Raw genomic sequence first — 15,173 nt, 5'->3', positions numbered from 1 at the left:
TCAATTTATTTCCGTTTACTATATTTTTTATATCAATATTTTGACTATTTGCTCATCACTGAATCGATAGCAATGCTAGACTCAGCCATAACTCACATTCAGCTAGTATGCTGCCACTCATAACTAATAAGAAGATTTAAATATGCCGATAAAAGACCCTAACAACGTCAATTGGACTGTTGTTGTGTATTTATTTTTTGTTACTTTGCTTGGTTCTCTATCAAGTTATTGCTATCAGTTCCTAAATGGTAATAAATTTAATATTGGGGTGCTATTTGCGCAAATATTTATATCGATATTTACTGGAACGCTTGTTGTATTAGCCGCAAGTTATTTTAATTGGGACTTTGAGTTAGCAGGAGGTATAGCTGGCTTAGCTGGATGGTCAGGTGCAGCGTTAATCAAGGCGTTAGAAGAACGATTAATAAGAAAAGCCAAAGGAGATGATTAATGAAATTAACTGAACATTTCACGCTAGAAGAATTTACACGTTCATTAACTGCTAGTCGTTTAAAAATTGATAATTCAGTCCCCCAAAATTTAATGCCAAATGTGCAGTTAACAGCCATAAAGCTAGAACTTGTTAGAAAAGCATTAGATAAACCAATTATTATCACCTCTGGATATCGCTGTCCTGCATTAAATGCAAGAGTAGGCGGAGTCTCAACAAGCGCTCATACTAAGGGCTTAGCGGTTGATTTTCGTTCATCATATGGTACCCCTAAAGAAATATGTCAAAGATTGATTGATGCTGGTGTTCAATTCGACAAACTTATCCAAGAGCATAATCAATGGGTACACATAGGATTTAGTCCTAGCAATAACCGGCAAATAGTATTAACAGCCGTTAAGCAAGGTGGTAAAACTATTTATAGGAGCGGTTTGCTATGAATAATGAAAAGATATTGAGCATATCATTAATCATTATCACTTTTGCTATTTATTTTTGTTATAACAATTTTGAAGAAAAAAAACGATTAAAAGACGCTAATGCTGAGCTAACTAATCAAATAAATCAGTTAGAGCAAACCATATCTAGAAACAACCAAATCATCGCAGATAACGAATTATCAAAACGTGAACTTGAAAAACAATCACTAGAACGGCAGGAGCAAATTAATGAGCAACTCAAAGATAATGATTGTGCTAAGCAGTTTGTGCCTATGCCTGTTTCTGCAAGCTTGTACAACCGAGCGAAAGGCATACGTGAATCGACCGATACCACCCAATCTATTAAGTGACTGTTTACCAAATTTACCACCTAATCCCATGACTTTTGGTGATAGCCTCCGATATAACGAGCATTTATTAAATGTCATTGAGAAGTGTAATGCAGATAAAAGGGCAATAAAAAGGATTGGTAATGAATTATAGTGAATCTTTTAAAGAAATGTTGAAACAAGTTGAGTCTGAGTTTAATTTTTATGGACCTGTTAAAACGGCGGTTTTTTCCTTAGGGTTGTCTAATGATTCTATAAAGCAACACTTCGAGCAAATTAGAGACATTTTGCTTGAATATAAAACAATCCAATACAGAAATGTTAATAATAAATGTAATTTGAACTCCTATTCACTTCTATTGCATTAACCCTAAAAATTCACGAACAGTTATAAAAAATAACTGCATATTTAATCAATAGCCACCTAGTGTGGTTTTTTTATTTCTGAAGGGAACATATGACAAAGGGCGAAAAGAAAAAATAAATTGCCCAAGTGAGTTAGCCAATTGTTTAGTCAAGGTTAAGGAAGATTTGCGTGGGGGCTTCAAAAATGTTGAAGAAGTTGTGCCAAGTATTGCTGGCTTGGCTAGCTATCATGGTAAGGCTAGATCGAGAGTATACGAATACAAAAAATTAAATGAAGAATTTAAGGACACGTTAGAGACTATTCAATCACTACAAGAATGTTTGTGGTAAATAAAGGTTTAATTGGTGATTTCAACGTCCCTATCACAAAGCCAATGCTATCTAATCATGGCTATAGCGAAAAACAAGAAATCTATCACCAATCATCTGACGGTACTATGTCACCAAAACCAACGTGGTTAAAGTTAGTCACACTCGAGTCAATACTATGACAACAGCACAAATCCAGTTATCTAAATTGCAATCGTTGCTGATGGTAGGGTTGGCTCAGATTGTAGATTAAACGATAGTAAAACAAAATAGGAGCAAATTTAATGCTTAAAAAAAATAAATTACTAGCATTGATAGATTCGTTTCGTAAACGTCTAAATGATGCCGAGGAGGAGTTGTCAAAAGAGGAAATCAATAAAATGGTTTATGAACTCACAAAACAACTTGAGGAAGTTCAAGGTAAAGAAGATGAGAAATCAAAAGCTAAAACCATTGAACTTCAAAAACAAATTGTTACGACTGTCTCGCAACTCGATATGACGGAAGTCAGGCGCATCATAGCGGAGGTTTTGAAGTTACCTGAATCATTGGTATTTGATGCTAATAATATGCAGGAAGTTTCAAAACTAGATAAATTCATCACAGTCTTAAATGTATCCCAATCGGATATCGGTACTGAAATTAAATTCAAAGGTGCTGACGAAGTAGAAATCGCATCAACATTATGCGAGGTCACAATTTCAGTCAATGCCTATGGTAAAAATGCTTACGATATGTTATGCCAACTCACTGAATCAATGCGATTTACCGTAGTTTGGCAACGGTTAAAGCGTTTAAGAATGGGTTATCTAAGGTGCTCGAAAATTCGTAGTCTACCAACTGCGATTGCTGGCGGTAAAGAACAGCGTGCGCAAGTCGATCTTATATTTTCAATTAATCCAATCGTCAAGTCTCCATTGAATCGTGGCGATACAGTAAAATTTAATTTAGAGAAGGGGTAATAATGAGTTTACCAATCAGTCAAGTTGTAGATGTCACTCTGCAACAATCGCCTCGCGGGGCACAAAAACGTGATTTAAGCGTTGTTGCTATTTTCACTCACGAAGTGTGCGAAGAGTTTACTAATCCAGATACACGATACATTGTTGTAACAGATTCTAACTCTGTAGCATCATTGTTCGGCACTAATTCAGATGTGTATCGTGCGGCATCTGCGTTATTTTCAGCACGACCTAAACCAAAAACCGCGTTAATTGCTAAATATATAAAAGATGATTTAACGACATCAGCAATTAGTTCGAAAATAAATGGTTCCGCGTTAACTGTTTCATATATTCAGTTTAAAAATATCACAGATGGTTATCTGTCATTCTATTTTGGTGATGCAAAAATCGATGTTAAAGAGCTTGATTTCTCTACTGTTTCAAGTATGCAAGATGTAGCAAATGTCGTTAATGCAAAACTAGCTGATATTGGTGTTAAATTTATTTACGATTTGGTCGGAAGTCGTTTTATTTTGTCATCTAATACAGAGGGTAAAGGTGCCAATTTCGGTTATGTGTTCGATTCGCAATTAGATGGCAGTTATATTGGTCAGTTAATAAATTTAATTGACGGTAGAGGCACGTTAATTAACGGTGAAGATGCAATCACTTATAACAAGGAAACACCTGCCGAAGCGCTGAGTAAATTACAAAATCAATACCAAAATTGGTACGGCGTTTATTTCGCCAACACAATCACAGATGCTGAATTGTTAGAGGCTCATGATTGGGTAGTGGCTCAAGGCGTTGAAAATGCAAAAGTGATGGCGTACACAGAAACACGACCAGCTAACATTGAATATACTGATACAAATGTGCTTAAAACACTATCAAAACGTAACAGCGGTCGTCTGATGGTTCAGTATAACAACAAGGGTAATACACATGCAGCAGCCGAACTTATGGGGATTGCCTTAACTACCGTTTGGACTGGTGTTAATACTGCTAAAACTGTTAAATTCAAGCAAGAAGTTAGTGTTACATCAGATGATAAAATCACAATAAACGAAGCCACAAAATGTCGTCGTCTTGGTATCAATTATTATACCGATTATGCGGGTGTAAATATGCTTGCTGAGGGTGTTATGCTTGGTGGTACGTTTATCGATGAAACAACGGGCTTGGATGCTTTTATTAATGCGGTGCAGGTTCAGGCGTTCAATACACTACAAGGTCAGCCTACAAAAATCCCTCAAACCGATCGTGGTCAGCAAATTTTAATTAGTTCTATCAAAGTTATCGGTGAGCAGTTTATTAATAATGGCTTCTTGGGGCTAGGTAAATGGACATTGGGTGACTTAGGCGAACTATCATATGGTGACCAAATCAATGGCTATTACTTCTATTCTGATTCATTCGATATGCAAGATACAGCAGATCGCGAAGCCCGCAAGATGATGCCAATTAACTGCGCACTTAAATTAGCTGGTGCGGGTCACAGCGTCGATATCATTGTTCAATTTAATCGATAGAGGTTTACATGACTAAATCATTTTCTTTAGAAGATGCCGTTTTGACTATCGACGGCACAGAAATTACTGGCTACGAGAATGCGCAGGACGCTATCAGTATTGCGCCAATTGGCGATGATGGCGATATTACGTATGGCGTTAATGGCAAGGGGGTATTTGTTCACTCTTGCAATCGTGGTGCAACAGTAACAATCAAAACGTTACAGCATTCTGAAACTAATCAAAAATTAAATCAATTGCGCAATGCTCAAATTAACAATTCGACAACGGCGACGGGTAAATTAATTACATACAAAGATTTACGTAATGGCGATGAGTTTTTACTTACTGGTTGCTGGTTTACAACACCACCAACGCACGCACGTGGCACAGCACACAACGGCGTAACATGGACATTTAAAGCAACTAAAGCAGAATTTGACATTAAAGGCGGTTTATAATGCAAAGCACAGATTTTACTATTGATGATGTGGTTTACACATTCACGCAAGCAGATTTTTTTAAATCAAATAAATATCTAAAAAAATTAACAGCTCTACTTCAGGGCTGTTTTTCATTTGAAGGGAATAAATCAGGTTTTGATATCGGACAACTTGCCTCCAATATCGGTTCTGACCAATTTGCTGAAATAGAAAAATTCATTCTTGATTATGTTACTGCGATAGATGAAAACGGTAAAAAAGTACTGTTTCAAAAGCCGCAAGAAGCAGGTGAATTTTTCAATACACATCGAAGCCATTACTATCAAGTGATAGTTGAGGGTTTAAAATTGCATTTTTTGGGTTTTTTACCAAATGGTATATTATCCAATCTAAGTACGCTCAGCTTGGAGGAGATAGCCAAGAAAGCGATGTAGATTGGTTTGTGTGGGGTGTTATCGTAAACAAATACGCCACACTCCACGAACTCAGAACAGTTTATTCACTCGATGATGTTATCGATATGCATAATGTGATAGCAGAAACTAAATTAGCAGAAAAGCAACAGCAAGAGGCGCAATAATGGTTTTAGAAGAATTTTTGATAAAAATTGGCGTTGACGCCTCAAAAGCTGGCGATATTGCAAAAGTGGTTAATAATTTGCAATCAGGCGCTAATCGGCTTTCTGATGCGGCAAATAGCATACAAGAAGATGCAAACAAAGCAATTCAAGAAACTAATAAATCAACATCGGAGACAGGTAACGCGGTAAATAAAACTGGGTCGAAATTAGATTCATTGAAATTGGTTTCAGTTGCGTTGGCGGATACCGCAGTGCTGTATGGAAAAAAATTAATCGATGCTTTTCATAATGCAATCGACAAAGCTAAAGAGTTAGCTACAAAAAAAGGTACGCTGTTCAAAATATCGCAAAATGAGCTTCAGCAAGCTGAACTTTATAAACGAGAAATGAGCAAAACAGGTGTAGCGCTTGATAGTATCAAAACTAAGATTGCGCTAAATGTCGCGCCCGCACTGACTAATTTAATTGCTGGATTTAGAAGCTGGTTAACAGTTAATAAGGACTTGATTGCCAATGGAATCAAAAAAGTAATTAAATTTGTTGGAATGGCAATTCAGGTTGTTTCTAATTTTATCGAATTTATTGACAAAATTGTATCTGGGACATTAGGTTGGGAAAACGCACTAATTGCATTAGGTATTGCATGGGCGGTTCTCAATCGAGCGTTATTATTTAGTCCTATTGGTATTATTTTAGGCTTATTAACTGCTTTAATGCTGTTAATTGATGATCTTATTGTCTATATGAATGGCGGTAAAAGCCTATTCGGTAAATACTGGCAACCATTTATTGACGGAGCAAAAGTGGCGTGGGAATTTGCAAAAACATTTTGGGAATTTCTCAAAGCATTATGGTCTGGCAATACAAAAAAATTAAAATCATTATCAGAAGGCTTGTTTGATTCAATAGTAGGCGGTTTTAAATCGCTAATATCGGGTATAAAGTCGTTATTGTCAACAGCACTCCAAAACATACTAATGTTTTTTGGCATGTCCGAAGGTGAAGCAAGTAAAATGGTTGATAGAATTGGTAAAATTTTCAATTTTATTATTGATGTGCTTACTTTCCCGTTTCGTATGGCGTATCAGGCTATCTGCGCGATAATGGATTGGCTTGGCATTGATGCCGGTGATGTTGTTAACGCGATTGGAGAAATATTTGAGGCTATCATAAACTTTGTTACCGCGCCATTCGAAGCGGCTTGGAAATTAGTAAATGATTTATTTGACATCTGGGAAGATGATACAACATCGACGACTGATAAGATAGGTAAAACGTTATGGGCAATATGGGATTTCATTACTTGGCCATTTAAGGCCGCGTGGGATTTTGTTAAAGGGTTGTTTGACTCATGGATGGATGATACGAACGAAACTACACAAAACTTTGCTAAAAAATTTTTAGAAATTCATGAGTCAATTACAGCGCCGTTCAAAAATGCGATGAAGTGGATAGAGGATAAATTTTATGGATTTATTGATTCAATTAAAAGCAAAATAAAGGGCGCATTATCGTGGTTAGGGATAGGTGGTGACGATGATAACGAGTTAGAAGTTACGTCAAAACGAGAAATTCTAGCGAACGGTGTTACTGATATTGCGAAAGCAGGACGTCTTACACCAAGCAAAAAAATAAATAATAACAATGCAGTAACTATTAATAATACAATGAATGTCACATCCGTACAGGATGGCGTGGACAGTTTAAATAGTGTCACCAATAATTCATTACGCGAATTAGCGGATAACACCCAAACGGCACTGGGATCTAACTAATGTTTCAATCTATATTAAATAAATCATCAAAAGACAGCGGTTTGATAATTACCGAGAACACGGTATTTAGTCTCGATATTAATACTGTTGAACAACACGCATCAAAGCTGAGGGTAACTGAAAACCCGATTGAAAACGGGGCTAACATTGCAGACCATGCGGTATTAGACCCTAAGGAAGTAACTGTTTATGGTTTGGTCGTAGGATACGAAACTAATACATTTTCATTTGATAATGTATTAGGTTTTAATTTTTCAGATTATCCGCTACCAATGCCGATTAAAACCATAACAGCTCAGGCGGAGAGTATGGTAAATCGTTTTGCATCACACTTTAGAGCTGGCGCTAAAGCTGTGAACCAAGTTATAGCTGATTTTCTACCTGATTATCAATCTCCACTTTTAAATAGTTTCTCATCAGACCGTATCGCTGATGCTCATGAAAAATTGTTAGCTGTACAGCGAAGTGGTGAGCCTGTAACGCTACAAACAAATACACGGCAGTATAAAAACATGATTTTGACATCTGTTGGACTGACTCAAAAGCAAAACACAAGCGGTGAATTTGTATTAACGTTTCGCGAAATTTTCATTGTAGATACTCAGACAGCGAGCGGCCTAAATGTGCCAAAACCAAAAACAAGAAATCTTGGTAAAACTCAACCGAAAGAGGTTGATAAATCAGTTCTGAGAACTGGAAAGGGAATACTTACAGGTAGGAAAGGATAGAATGCACATTATACAAACAACAATAGATGATGTATTAGAGCAATCATTTTCACTATACGATATGAATTTGCGCTTAACATTGAGATATAACGCAATATCAACAGGATATCAATTTGATTTATTTGATATTGATAATGACGAGTATATAACAAAAAATAAAGGGTTATCTGTTGGTAGTCCATCTTTAATTGAATTCAACTTACCGTTTGTGTTGGTTTTGGATGACAAATCAGGATTGGGTATTAATGCGATATTTAAAGACGATTTAAATAATCGTATGCAACTATTAATAATGACTAAGGAAGAATATCGTGCGGCAATTCGGCAGGGTTTTAGAGCTTAAAATAGGTAATCGTAAAGAAAGCATTGTTATTAATAATCTTAGAGTAACTTTCTCAATTAAAAAAACACTATCTTCAGAGCCAAACACTGCCGAAATATCAGTCTATAATCTCAATGCGTCAAATCGTAACCTTATTACGAGCAAGCAATATCATTTTTTAGAGTTATCAGTCTGCTATAAAGAAGATGTTTTAAGATTAATATTTTGTGGCGATATATTGACGGTAGAAAATAAACTGACGGGGCAGGATATCATCACAACAATGCGTTGTGGTGATGGACATCGAGCCTATAACGAAAAAACCATTATTAAAACGATGCAAAAAGGGCAAAAAGATAGCGACTTTCTAAACGAAGCAGTAAGTAGTTTTGGTGTTCAGAAGGGAGCTATTAATTTACCCAATGATAGAGCTTTGCCTCGCGGTAAAGTGCTCATGTGCGATACGCGCGAAGCAATGCATAAAATCGCTATTAACAATAATGCGGACTGGTCTATACAAGATGATCAGCTAGTTGTTATTCCTAAAAATAAAGCCCTTGCTAATAACGAGGGCTGGGTTATTTCTAGAAATACAGGAATGATTGGAAGCCCCAAAAAAAGCAATGAAGGATTAGAAGTTACAACGCTATGCAATCCTCATTATAGAATAGGTTCGCTTGTTTGCGTTGAATCAAGGCTTACTGAGTATAACGGCGATTATAAAGTAAAATCGATTGAACATAACGGCGATTTATACGGTACGAACTGGCACAGTAAATTAGTTTGCACGGCCGGAAAGTTTGAGAAAGTATAAAACGAATCATCAATCCAAAGTTGATCACAATTATAACAATTTGGTTAATAAAACATTAATCAAAAATATAAAAACACATCGCACTTAAAGATATCATTTATCAATAAATTAATCTTATATCAATGCTTAACATTGATCTTAACCCGCTTCGGCGGGTTTTTATTGCTCGGGGAAAAGATGACAGATTCACTATTTGAAGCGATTGAAAATCAAATAAAACGCGCTCAATCAAATATATATACTGCTTTGCCTGCAAAGGTTATTTCATTTGACGGTCATACAGTTCAATGTCAACTAATGATTAATAGAGTACTAGCAAATGGACAAGAAGTTTCAATCCCTCCTCTGGTTGATGTTCCTGCGCAGTTTCCTCATGCAGGCGGATTTTGCATTACGGTACCTATAACAGCAGGTGATGAGGGGCTTGTTATCTTTTCGAGTCGTTGCATAGATGGTTGGTTTGCATCGGGTAATGTATCTAAACCATTGGATAATCGAATTAATGACTTAAGCGACGGTTTTTTTATTGTCGGTTGCAATAGTGTGCCAAATAAAATACCTGACTTTTATCATGATGGCCTTTCGATGCAAACTGACGACGGTTCGACACATATAAGGCTTACAAATGGAACAATCTATATAAAAGGGAACATTGAGCATGAGGGCAATATGAATCAAATCGGAAGCTACAATCAAACAGATGGTAATACAAATAGCTCTGGCACGATAACGGCTCAGGATGTTAAAACCAATAAAGGTATTGATTTGAATACGCATACGCACACAGATGTAAAAAGCGGCAATGAAAAAACAGGAGCACCGACATGATAGTCAGAGGTTTAGATAACAATCACGATTGGACTTTTGGCCATGGTCTGGGTAACTATTTAGATTGTTCTGATGCGATAGCGCAATGCGTGAAAACCAAATTATTAGCACTAAAAAAAGACTGGTTTTTAAATCGTGAGGACGGCATCGCATGGTTTGATTATCTAACTAAAAATCCTAACACAAAACAATTAGAAATTGATGTAAGAACAGAAGTTTTTAAAGTTGATGGAGTTGTAAATATCGATAGTTTCGACATTTTATTAGATACCGATAACCGCAAATTTCTAATTCAAATCACATACACCGATAAATTCAATAAAACTAACGAGGCATCATTTAATGTTACAGATAACAGATAAAGGTATCGAAATTGATGACTTATACACTATTCAAAATCGATTAGTTTCCGCATTTAAATCGATATACGGTGATGACGTCAATCTCGATAGCGATACTCCTGACGGCCAATTATTAGGGTTATTTTCACAAGAACTTGCAAACATACATCAAGCTGTTTCTTTTATGGTGCAAATGTTAGACCCGTACCAAGCAACTGGGCATTGGCTGGAACAGCGAGCAATGTACGCAGGAATAACCCGAATTACTGCGTCATATTCTTATATTGATGAAGTAATTTTCACGGGCTCAGCAAAAACGACAATACCAAATAATTCTATTTACATAGATAAAAACAAAAATAAATGGGTTACGACAGAATCAATAACATTGAACAATTTAGGTAGCGCTCGTGTCAAATTCAGGTCGTTAGAACTCGGTAATTACACTGTTAATGCAATGGACGAGTTCACGCCAAGTACAATAATCATAGGCGTAGATAAAGTCACTGCGAATACTAAAAGTTATGGTGGCGTTGATGAAGAAACGGATGATCAATTATTAAAAAGGTTTATGTTATCGCACTCAATTAATAACTACGATGATCGGCAAGGTATACAGTCTTCATTAATGAATATAACAGGTGTGACTAAATGCGTTTTATATGAAAATTATACGAATAAAACCGATGAAAAAGGTGTGCCTGCTCACTCATTTAACGCTGTTATTTTAGGTGGAGCTGATGAAAAAATAGCGGAAGTTATTACTAAAAAGAAAATTGGTGGATGTGGGTTATATGGTCAAATTGAATCCTCTTATTTATTAGATGGTATACCGCGTAGAGTTTATTTCGATAGACCAAAAAAGGTCGATATCAACGTCTCAATGGTAATTGGTCGTTATAAATCATTTAACGATATCAATACTGAGCAAATCAAAAGCAACCTTAAAAATCTTGATTTTGACATCGGCGAAAATGTTTATTCATCACGCATTATCTCAAGCATTAACCTAGTTGACGGGTTTTATATTAAAGAACTCACGGTTAATGGCTCAAATATAGCAAATATCGATCATCGAGAATATGCACAGATAAACAATGTTGAGGTGCTAATTGAGTAGGGAAAAATTCATTATTTGGCAGTATAGATCAAAGCCAAAGGCTTTAGGCACTATTAAAGCTATCTACGAAGAAACCGACCAAACATTTAGAAACATTATTCAAGTGGCGGATATTCTCAATATTGACGATGCAACAGGTTACGCATTGGATTTAGTGGGTCGCCATGTTGGTGTATTTCGTGTTTTACCAACGGCTATTGCCAAAGAGTATTTTGGTTGGTTAGAAGACGATATTGCGCTTTCATTCAATGTTGGTGAATTTTATAGACATGGCGACTCTTTACGCACATCGGTTGTTTTGAACGATAGTGATTTTCGTTTTTTTATTAAAGCACGAATTTCAAAGAACTATCAAACTGGTGAGATATCAAGCATTGTTAAATCGATCAAATTTGTTATTGGTCAGTATGGTAATGTGGTTGATTCACAAAACATGACAATGAACATATTGGTTAACAGTGATCAATTAAGCTCACTAACATTATATGCAATTAGCAAAATGGATATTTTAGCTCGCCCAGTAGGTGTTATGTATCAATATGTTGTGTTAATTAACAATGAGCCATTCGGATTTGATCATGATAACCAATCACAAGGATTTAACTTAGGTAAATTTGTTCGACTACAAGAAATAGGAACTATTCAATGAAAGTACAGAATAAACCAGATTATTTAATTTTCGCTGATTCAGCAAAAAAAGGTGAAAATATAGATTTTCCTGATGTGAGTAGGGGCTGGGGAATCACCATCGATCAAACCGCATCAAAACCACCTCTTGAATGGATGAATGGTGCATTTAACCGCATTGATAAAAATATGATTTATTTGCTCCAGCAGGGCGTGCCAGAATGGAGTGAGTTGGTTACTTACCCAGTAAATGCAATTATCAAATATAACGGGGTGTTGTATACCGCTATAGTTGAAAATGATAATGTTAAACCCTCCACGAATACAACAAAATGGAAAAAAACACAGGCTGAAATACCAATTGCCAGACTTGATCAAAAAGGTCTCGTCAAACTAAATTCAGAAATTAATAGCGAATCAGAAACCGACGCTGCTACACCGCGTGCAGTAAAAAAAACATATGATCTAGCAACTATTGCTAATACAACAGCAACCACGGCAAACAATACAGCAAACGCAGCAGTTAAACGATCTGGCGACAACATGGCTGGCGAGTTGTTGATTAATAACAAACGAGTGTTGGTCGATGGCGATGCATTTCGTTTCAATGGCTATTTGAATAAAACCAATCTCAATAGTATCACTGCATCTCAGCACGGGGTTTATTTGCAAAACATGAATGAATTTGCGACGATATCGAATAATTATCCGATAAACGCAGCAGGGTCGTTAATTGTGACTCAAACAGGCGGCGACGGTATCAAAGGTTGCTTGCAAATTTACACTGATTATTACTCAGTACGGCAATTTGTAAGAACTTACAGAGACGGACCAAACATATGGTCGCCTTGGGTTGAGCAGATTACATCTGCAAATCTAAACACTTATTTACCTCCTCCGCCACCGCCTCAAGTATGGCATAACGAAATATCGCAACGTGCCGCAAATGTAGTTTATACGAATACAACAGGACAGACTATTTTCGTAATGATCTCGTTTCAACACGGCTGGTCCGGGACTGCAATAGACATGCGCCTATTCATCAATGGCATGGAATTTTATGCAACAACGGGAGGCTCTGGAAGCGGTAGCACAAAAAATGTAACAATGTATATGCCGATCCCGGCGGGGTGTACATATAGAGTAACCGGGGGTGGCAATTTAACAGCATGGTATGAGTTGAGGTGAAATCATGAAATATTATAAGGATGCAAATAATCAAGTTTATGCGTACTGCGACGACGGCTCTCAAGACGAGTTTATTTCTCGGGATCAAATTGCGATAACAGAAAAAGAGGCTCTAAAATTAATTAAGCCAAAACCAGCGGATATTCAATACCAAAATCAATCAATAAAAACAGCGTTAATTAATGAAGCCAATGAAAAAATAGCGGTGCTTCAGGATGTTATAGATTTAGATATGTGCAAATCAAACGAGAACGAGCAGCTAAAACAATGGAAAAAATATCGTATATTATTAACTCGTGTTGATACGTCAGATGTTAATGCCTTGTTTCCTGAAAAGCCGAATAACTAAACGCTATCAATCTTCAACTTCACATACTCTACCGCATCTTGATACGATTCAAAAATTCCGACTTCGTTTAATCCGTTGTTCCGATAAAAGCACCACCAGTCATTGTGTATATCGTATGACGGAAAAATTAAATACGAATCATTGTCTCAATCGAAAATTGAATCGTTATCATGGTCGGTTAGTATGTAAATTGTTTTTGTGTAGTTTATTGTGATAATGTTATGAAAGATTAGTTAGTTTTATTCATCATAAACTAATATTTTTCTGGAGCGTAAATTGAAGTGAAATTGTGGGAAGTAGATCGCGAAAATAAGTGTGACCAATTTGTGACATAAAAATCTATTAATATATACTAAAATCTATCAAAATTTACTAATTGAAATTTTGATTAACTCTTGTTATTTATAGGTTTGTTAAGGTTTTTCAATTAATGTATTTTAGTAAGCCAAGACACTTCTAAGCCGTAGGTCACAGGTTCGAATCCTGTAGGGCTCGCCATTAAAATTAAATATAATTAAAGGTTTAATTTTAAATATTTAAGTCTTGATTATCTTTATTTACATTTTGCGACACAGATTGTGATCACATCTAAAATTTGCACAAATGGATAGCATTCAAGTTATTATGTTATTTCAACCATTTTAACGTTTCTTACCCACCAAATTCTTTTAAGTTGTACTGTAGCAGATCAAGCTTTTTCATTTACATTTCATAAAGCGATGTTAGGTCAAAGCGAAAAAAGAATTGAGCTTGCTATTGCTTTATATACTCCAGAGCCGTCAAAGGGTGAATTAACGGCTTTCGGTTTAACAAAAGCTGATTATTAAGATAAGTATATAGAAATATGGCAAGATAATTTAAAAGCTTTTAGATTATTCAAGGTGATGTCTACTCAATGAGGTGCAAGCATGGGCAGCATAATAAGGCTTGATTACAATTGCCTTTCGTTGGTAGTGAAACTTAAGGATATTTGTGAAAATGAACGCATTTTTAATACATGAATTATATTCTTTAATACAATTTGGTAAAATTAACTCATTTTCGTGTTCTCCATGTACACTGGAATGAATTTTTTGAAAAAACTATTATGATAAAAATCGAAAATTTAATAGGATTATCGATAACTGAATTTTAATGTAAAAAGTTTGACTTCAATACTAGAGGTTATTTTGAAAGAGTAATGTAACTATCTGAATATTAATTACAAATCACAGTGAGTAATAATGCCGATGAACTTATTGTTCATAATCTTTCCCAATTAGAAACTACCCCATATTTTATCCCAGATTGGGCAAATAACTTCACCAATAAGCCTCTTATGCAATTTTTGGATGTTGAAAATGAAAAAGGATATTCTGATTTAATTTGTCTGGGTATTGATGAATTTATACCCAGTATCGTTTTGTCTTCTTTAGCTTCTGAAATAAAAGTTGGATTAGTCAATTATGATAAATAACTAGAAAAGGATAAAATAGAAAAAAATAATTAATGGAGTTAATTAAATGATTTATTTAAATGGAATAGATTTTTTTATATTGTCACTATTTATCTTTTGGTGGGTTTATTTATTAGTTTTCGTAATTGGTATAATAATTTTATGCTTCGCTAAAACCAAAATTATGCGAAGATTAGGTATTTTATTGATAATCACACCAATAGGTTGTTATATTTTTGCCTATTTATTATACGGATTTTTATCATTAATGTG

22 protein-coding genes are annotated in these 15,173 nt (G+C 35.6%); all 22 read left to right on the top strand.

The annotated features are described in order from the left end of the window. The first annotated feature begins 142 nt into the window (after positions 1 to 142). Complete coding sequence (locus tag A9G07_RS06000) at positions 143 to 451, top strand: phage holin family protein (protein WP_065734430.1); 309 nt, start codon at positions 143 to 145, stop codon at positions 449 to 451. Beyond that, on the top strand, positions 451 to 891 hold the full coding sequence (locus tag A9G07_RS05995) for a D-Ala-D-Ala carboxypeptidase family metallohydrolase (protein ID WP_065734429.1): 441 nt from the start codon (positions 451 to 453) through the stop codon (positions 889 to 891). Before A9G07_RS06000 ends, A9G07_RS05995 begins: the two co-directional genes overlap by 1 nt. Next, entirely contained in the window at positions 888 to 1,241 is a 354-nt protein-coding gene (locus A9G07_RS11950) for a hypothetical protein (RefSeq protein WP_065734427.1), read from the top strand. Before A9G07_RS05995 ends, A9G07_RS11950 begins: the two co-directional genes overlap by 4 nt. After that, positions 1,138 to 1,374, top strand: coding sequence for an Rz1-like lysis system protein LysC (lysC, locus tag A9G07_RS12185; RefSeq protein WP_081303376.1), 237 nt, complete (start codon positions 1,138 to 1,140; stop codon positions 1,372 to 1,374). The genes A9G07_RS11950 and lysC overlap by 104 nt, the downstream gene beginning before the upstream one ends. 377 nt (positions 1,375 to 1,751) lie before the next feature. Continuing rightward, the gene (locus A9G07_RS12180) at positions 1,752 to 1,916 is read left to right on the top strand and encodes a DNA-packaging protein (protein WP_218060017.1); all 165 of its coding nucleotides are present in this window, start codon (positions 1,752 to 1,754) and stop codon (positions 1,914 to 1,916) included. Continuing rightward, entirely contained in the window at positions 1,910 to 2,077 is a 168-nt protein-coding gene (locus A9G07_RS12070; RefSeq protein WP_218060016.1) for a DNA-packaging protein, read from the top strand. The genes A9G07_RS12180 and A9G07_RS12070 overlap by 7 nt, the downstream gene beginning before the upstream one ends. A 102-nt stretch (positions 2,078 to 2,179) precedes the next feature. Further along, positions 2,180 to 2,857, top strand: coding sequence for a phage neck terminator protein (locus tag A9G07_RS11880; RefSeq protein ID WP_081303360.1), 678 nt, complete (start codon positions 2,180 to 2,182; stop codon positions 2,855 to 2,857). A gap of 2 nt (positions 2,858 to 2,859) precedes the next feature. After that, positions 2,860 to 4,371, top strand: coding sequence for a DUF3383 domain-containing protein (locus A9G07_RS05970; protein ID WP_065734425.1), 1,512 nt, complete (start codon positions 2,860 to 2,862; stop codon positions 4,369 to 4,371). Positions 4,372 to 4,379: 8 nt separating this feature from the next. Then, positions 4,380 to 4,811 carry a phage protein gene (locus A9G07_RS05965; RefSeq protein WP_065734423.1) on the top strand — a complete coding sequence of 144 codons (432 nt, stop codon included), beginning with the start codon at positions 4,380 to 4,382 and terminating at the stop codon, positions 4,809 to 4,811. Continuing rightward, positions 4,811 to 5,227 (top strand): phage tail assembly chaperone, encoded by a 417-nt coding sequence (locus A9G07_RS05960; protein WP_065734421.1) that lies wholly within the window; start codon positions 4,811 to 4,813, stop codon positions 5,225 to 5,227. Before A9G07_RS05965 ends, A9G07_RS05960 begins: the two co-directional genes overlap by 1 nt. A gap of 8 nt (positions 5,228 to 5,235) precedes the next feature. After that, complete coding sequence (locus tag A9G07_RS12005; protein WP_176713955.1) at positions 5,236 to 5,373, top strand: hypothetical protein; 138 nt, start codon at positions 5,236 to 5,238, stop codon at positions 5,371 to 5,373. Next, positions 5,373 to 7,148, top strand: coding sequence for a phage tail protein (locus A9G07_RS05955; RefSeq protein WP_065734420.1), 1,776 nt, complete (start codon positions 5,373 to 5,375; stop codon positions 7,146 to 7,148). The genes A9G07_RS12005 and A9G07_RS05955 overlap by 1 nt, the downstream gene beginning before the upstream one ends. Continuing rightward, complete coding sequence (locus A9G07_RS05950) at positions 7,148 to 7,876, top strand: phage baseplate protein (protein ID WP_065734419.1); 729 nt, start codon at positions 7,148 to 7,150, stop codon at positions 7,874 to 7,876. Before A9G07_RS05955 ends, A9G07_RS05950 begins: the two co-directional genes overlap by 1 nt. 1 nt (position 7,877) lies before the next feature. Further along, positions 7,878 to 8,219: a phage baseplate plug family protein gene (locus A9G07_RS05945; protein WP_065734418.1), complete on the top strand. Its 342-nt coding sequence runs from the start codon at positions 7,878 to 7,880 to the stop codon at positions 8,217 to 8,219. Then, positions 8,188 to 9,012 (top strand): phage protein, encoded by an 825-nt coding sequence (locus tag A9G07_RS05940; RefSeq protein WP_065734417.1) that lies wholly within the window; start codon positions 8,188 to 8,190, stop codon positions 9,010 to 9,012. Before A9G07_RS05945 ends, A9G07_RS05940 begins: the two co-directional genes overlap by 32 nt. Before the next feature lie 177 nt (positions 9,013 to 9,189). Beyond that, positions 9,190 to 9,840 carry a Gp138 family membrane-puncturing spike protein gene (locus A9G07_RS05935; protein WP_065734416.1) on the top strand — a complete coding sequence of 217 codons (651 nt, stop codon included), beginning with the start codon at positions 9,190 to 9,192 and terminating at the stop codon, positions 9,838 to 9,840. Then, entirely contained in the window at positions 9,837 to 10,202 is a 366-nt protein-coding gene (locus A9G07_RS05930; protein WP_065734415.1) for a hypothetical protein, read from the top strand. The genes A9G07_RS05935 and A9G07_RS05930 overlap by 4 nt, the downstream gene beginning before the upstream one ends. Next, on the top strand, positions 10,183 to 11,301 hold the full coding sequence (locus tag A9G07_RS05925; RefSeq protein ID WP_065734414.1) for a baseplate J/gp47 family protein: 1,119 nt from the start codon (positions 10,183 to 10,185) through the stop codon (positions 11,299 to 11,301). Before A9G07_RS05930 ends, A9G07_RS05925 begins: the two co-directional genes overlap by 20 nt. After that, the gene (locus tag A9G07_RS05920) at positions 11,294 to 11,950 is read left to right on the top strand and encodes a DUF2612 domain-containing protein (protein WP_065734413.1); all 657 of its coding nucleotides are present in this window, start codon (positions 11,294 to 11,296) and stop codon (positions 11,948 to 11,950) included. Before A9G07_RS05925 ends, A9G07_RS05920 begins: the two co-directional genes overlap by 8 nt. Continuing rightward, a complete protein-coding gene (locus A9G07_RS05915) occupies positions 11,947 to 13,116 on the top strand; it encodes a pyocin knob domain-containing protein (RefSeq protein WP_065734412.1) in 1,170 nt (389 codons plus the stop codon). The genes A9G07_RS05920 and A9G07_RS05915 overlap by 4 nt, the downstream gene beginning before the upstream one ends. Positions 13,117 to 13,120: 4 nt before the next feature. Further along, positions 13,121 to 13,465, top strand: coding sequence for a tail fiber assembly protein (locus tag A9G07_RS05910; protein ID WP_081303359.1), 345 nt, complete (start codon positions 13,121 to 13,123; stop codon positions 13,463 to 13,465). A gap of 1,213 nt (positions 13,466 to 14,678) precedes the next feature. Beyond that, entirely contained in the window at positions 14,679 to 14,921 is a 243-nt protein-coding gene (locus tag A9G07_RS05905) for a DUF6334 family protein (protein WP_065734411.1), read from the top strand. The last annotated feature ends 252 nt before the right edge of the window (positions 14,922 to 15,173 follow it).

Source organism: Gilliamella sp. wkB72 (assembly GCF_001693745.1).
GTDB classification, from domain to species: domain Bacteria; phylum Pseudomonadota; class Gammaproteobacteria; order Enterobacterales; family Orbaceae; genus Gilliamella; species Gilliamella apicola_E.
Note: the sequence above shows the minus strand (reverse complement) of the source record. Positions and strands in the feature narration are given on the sequence as shown.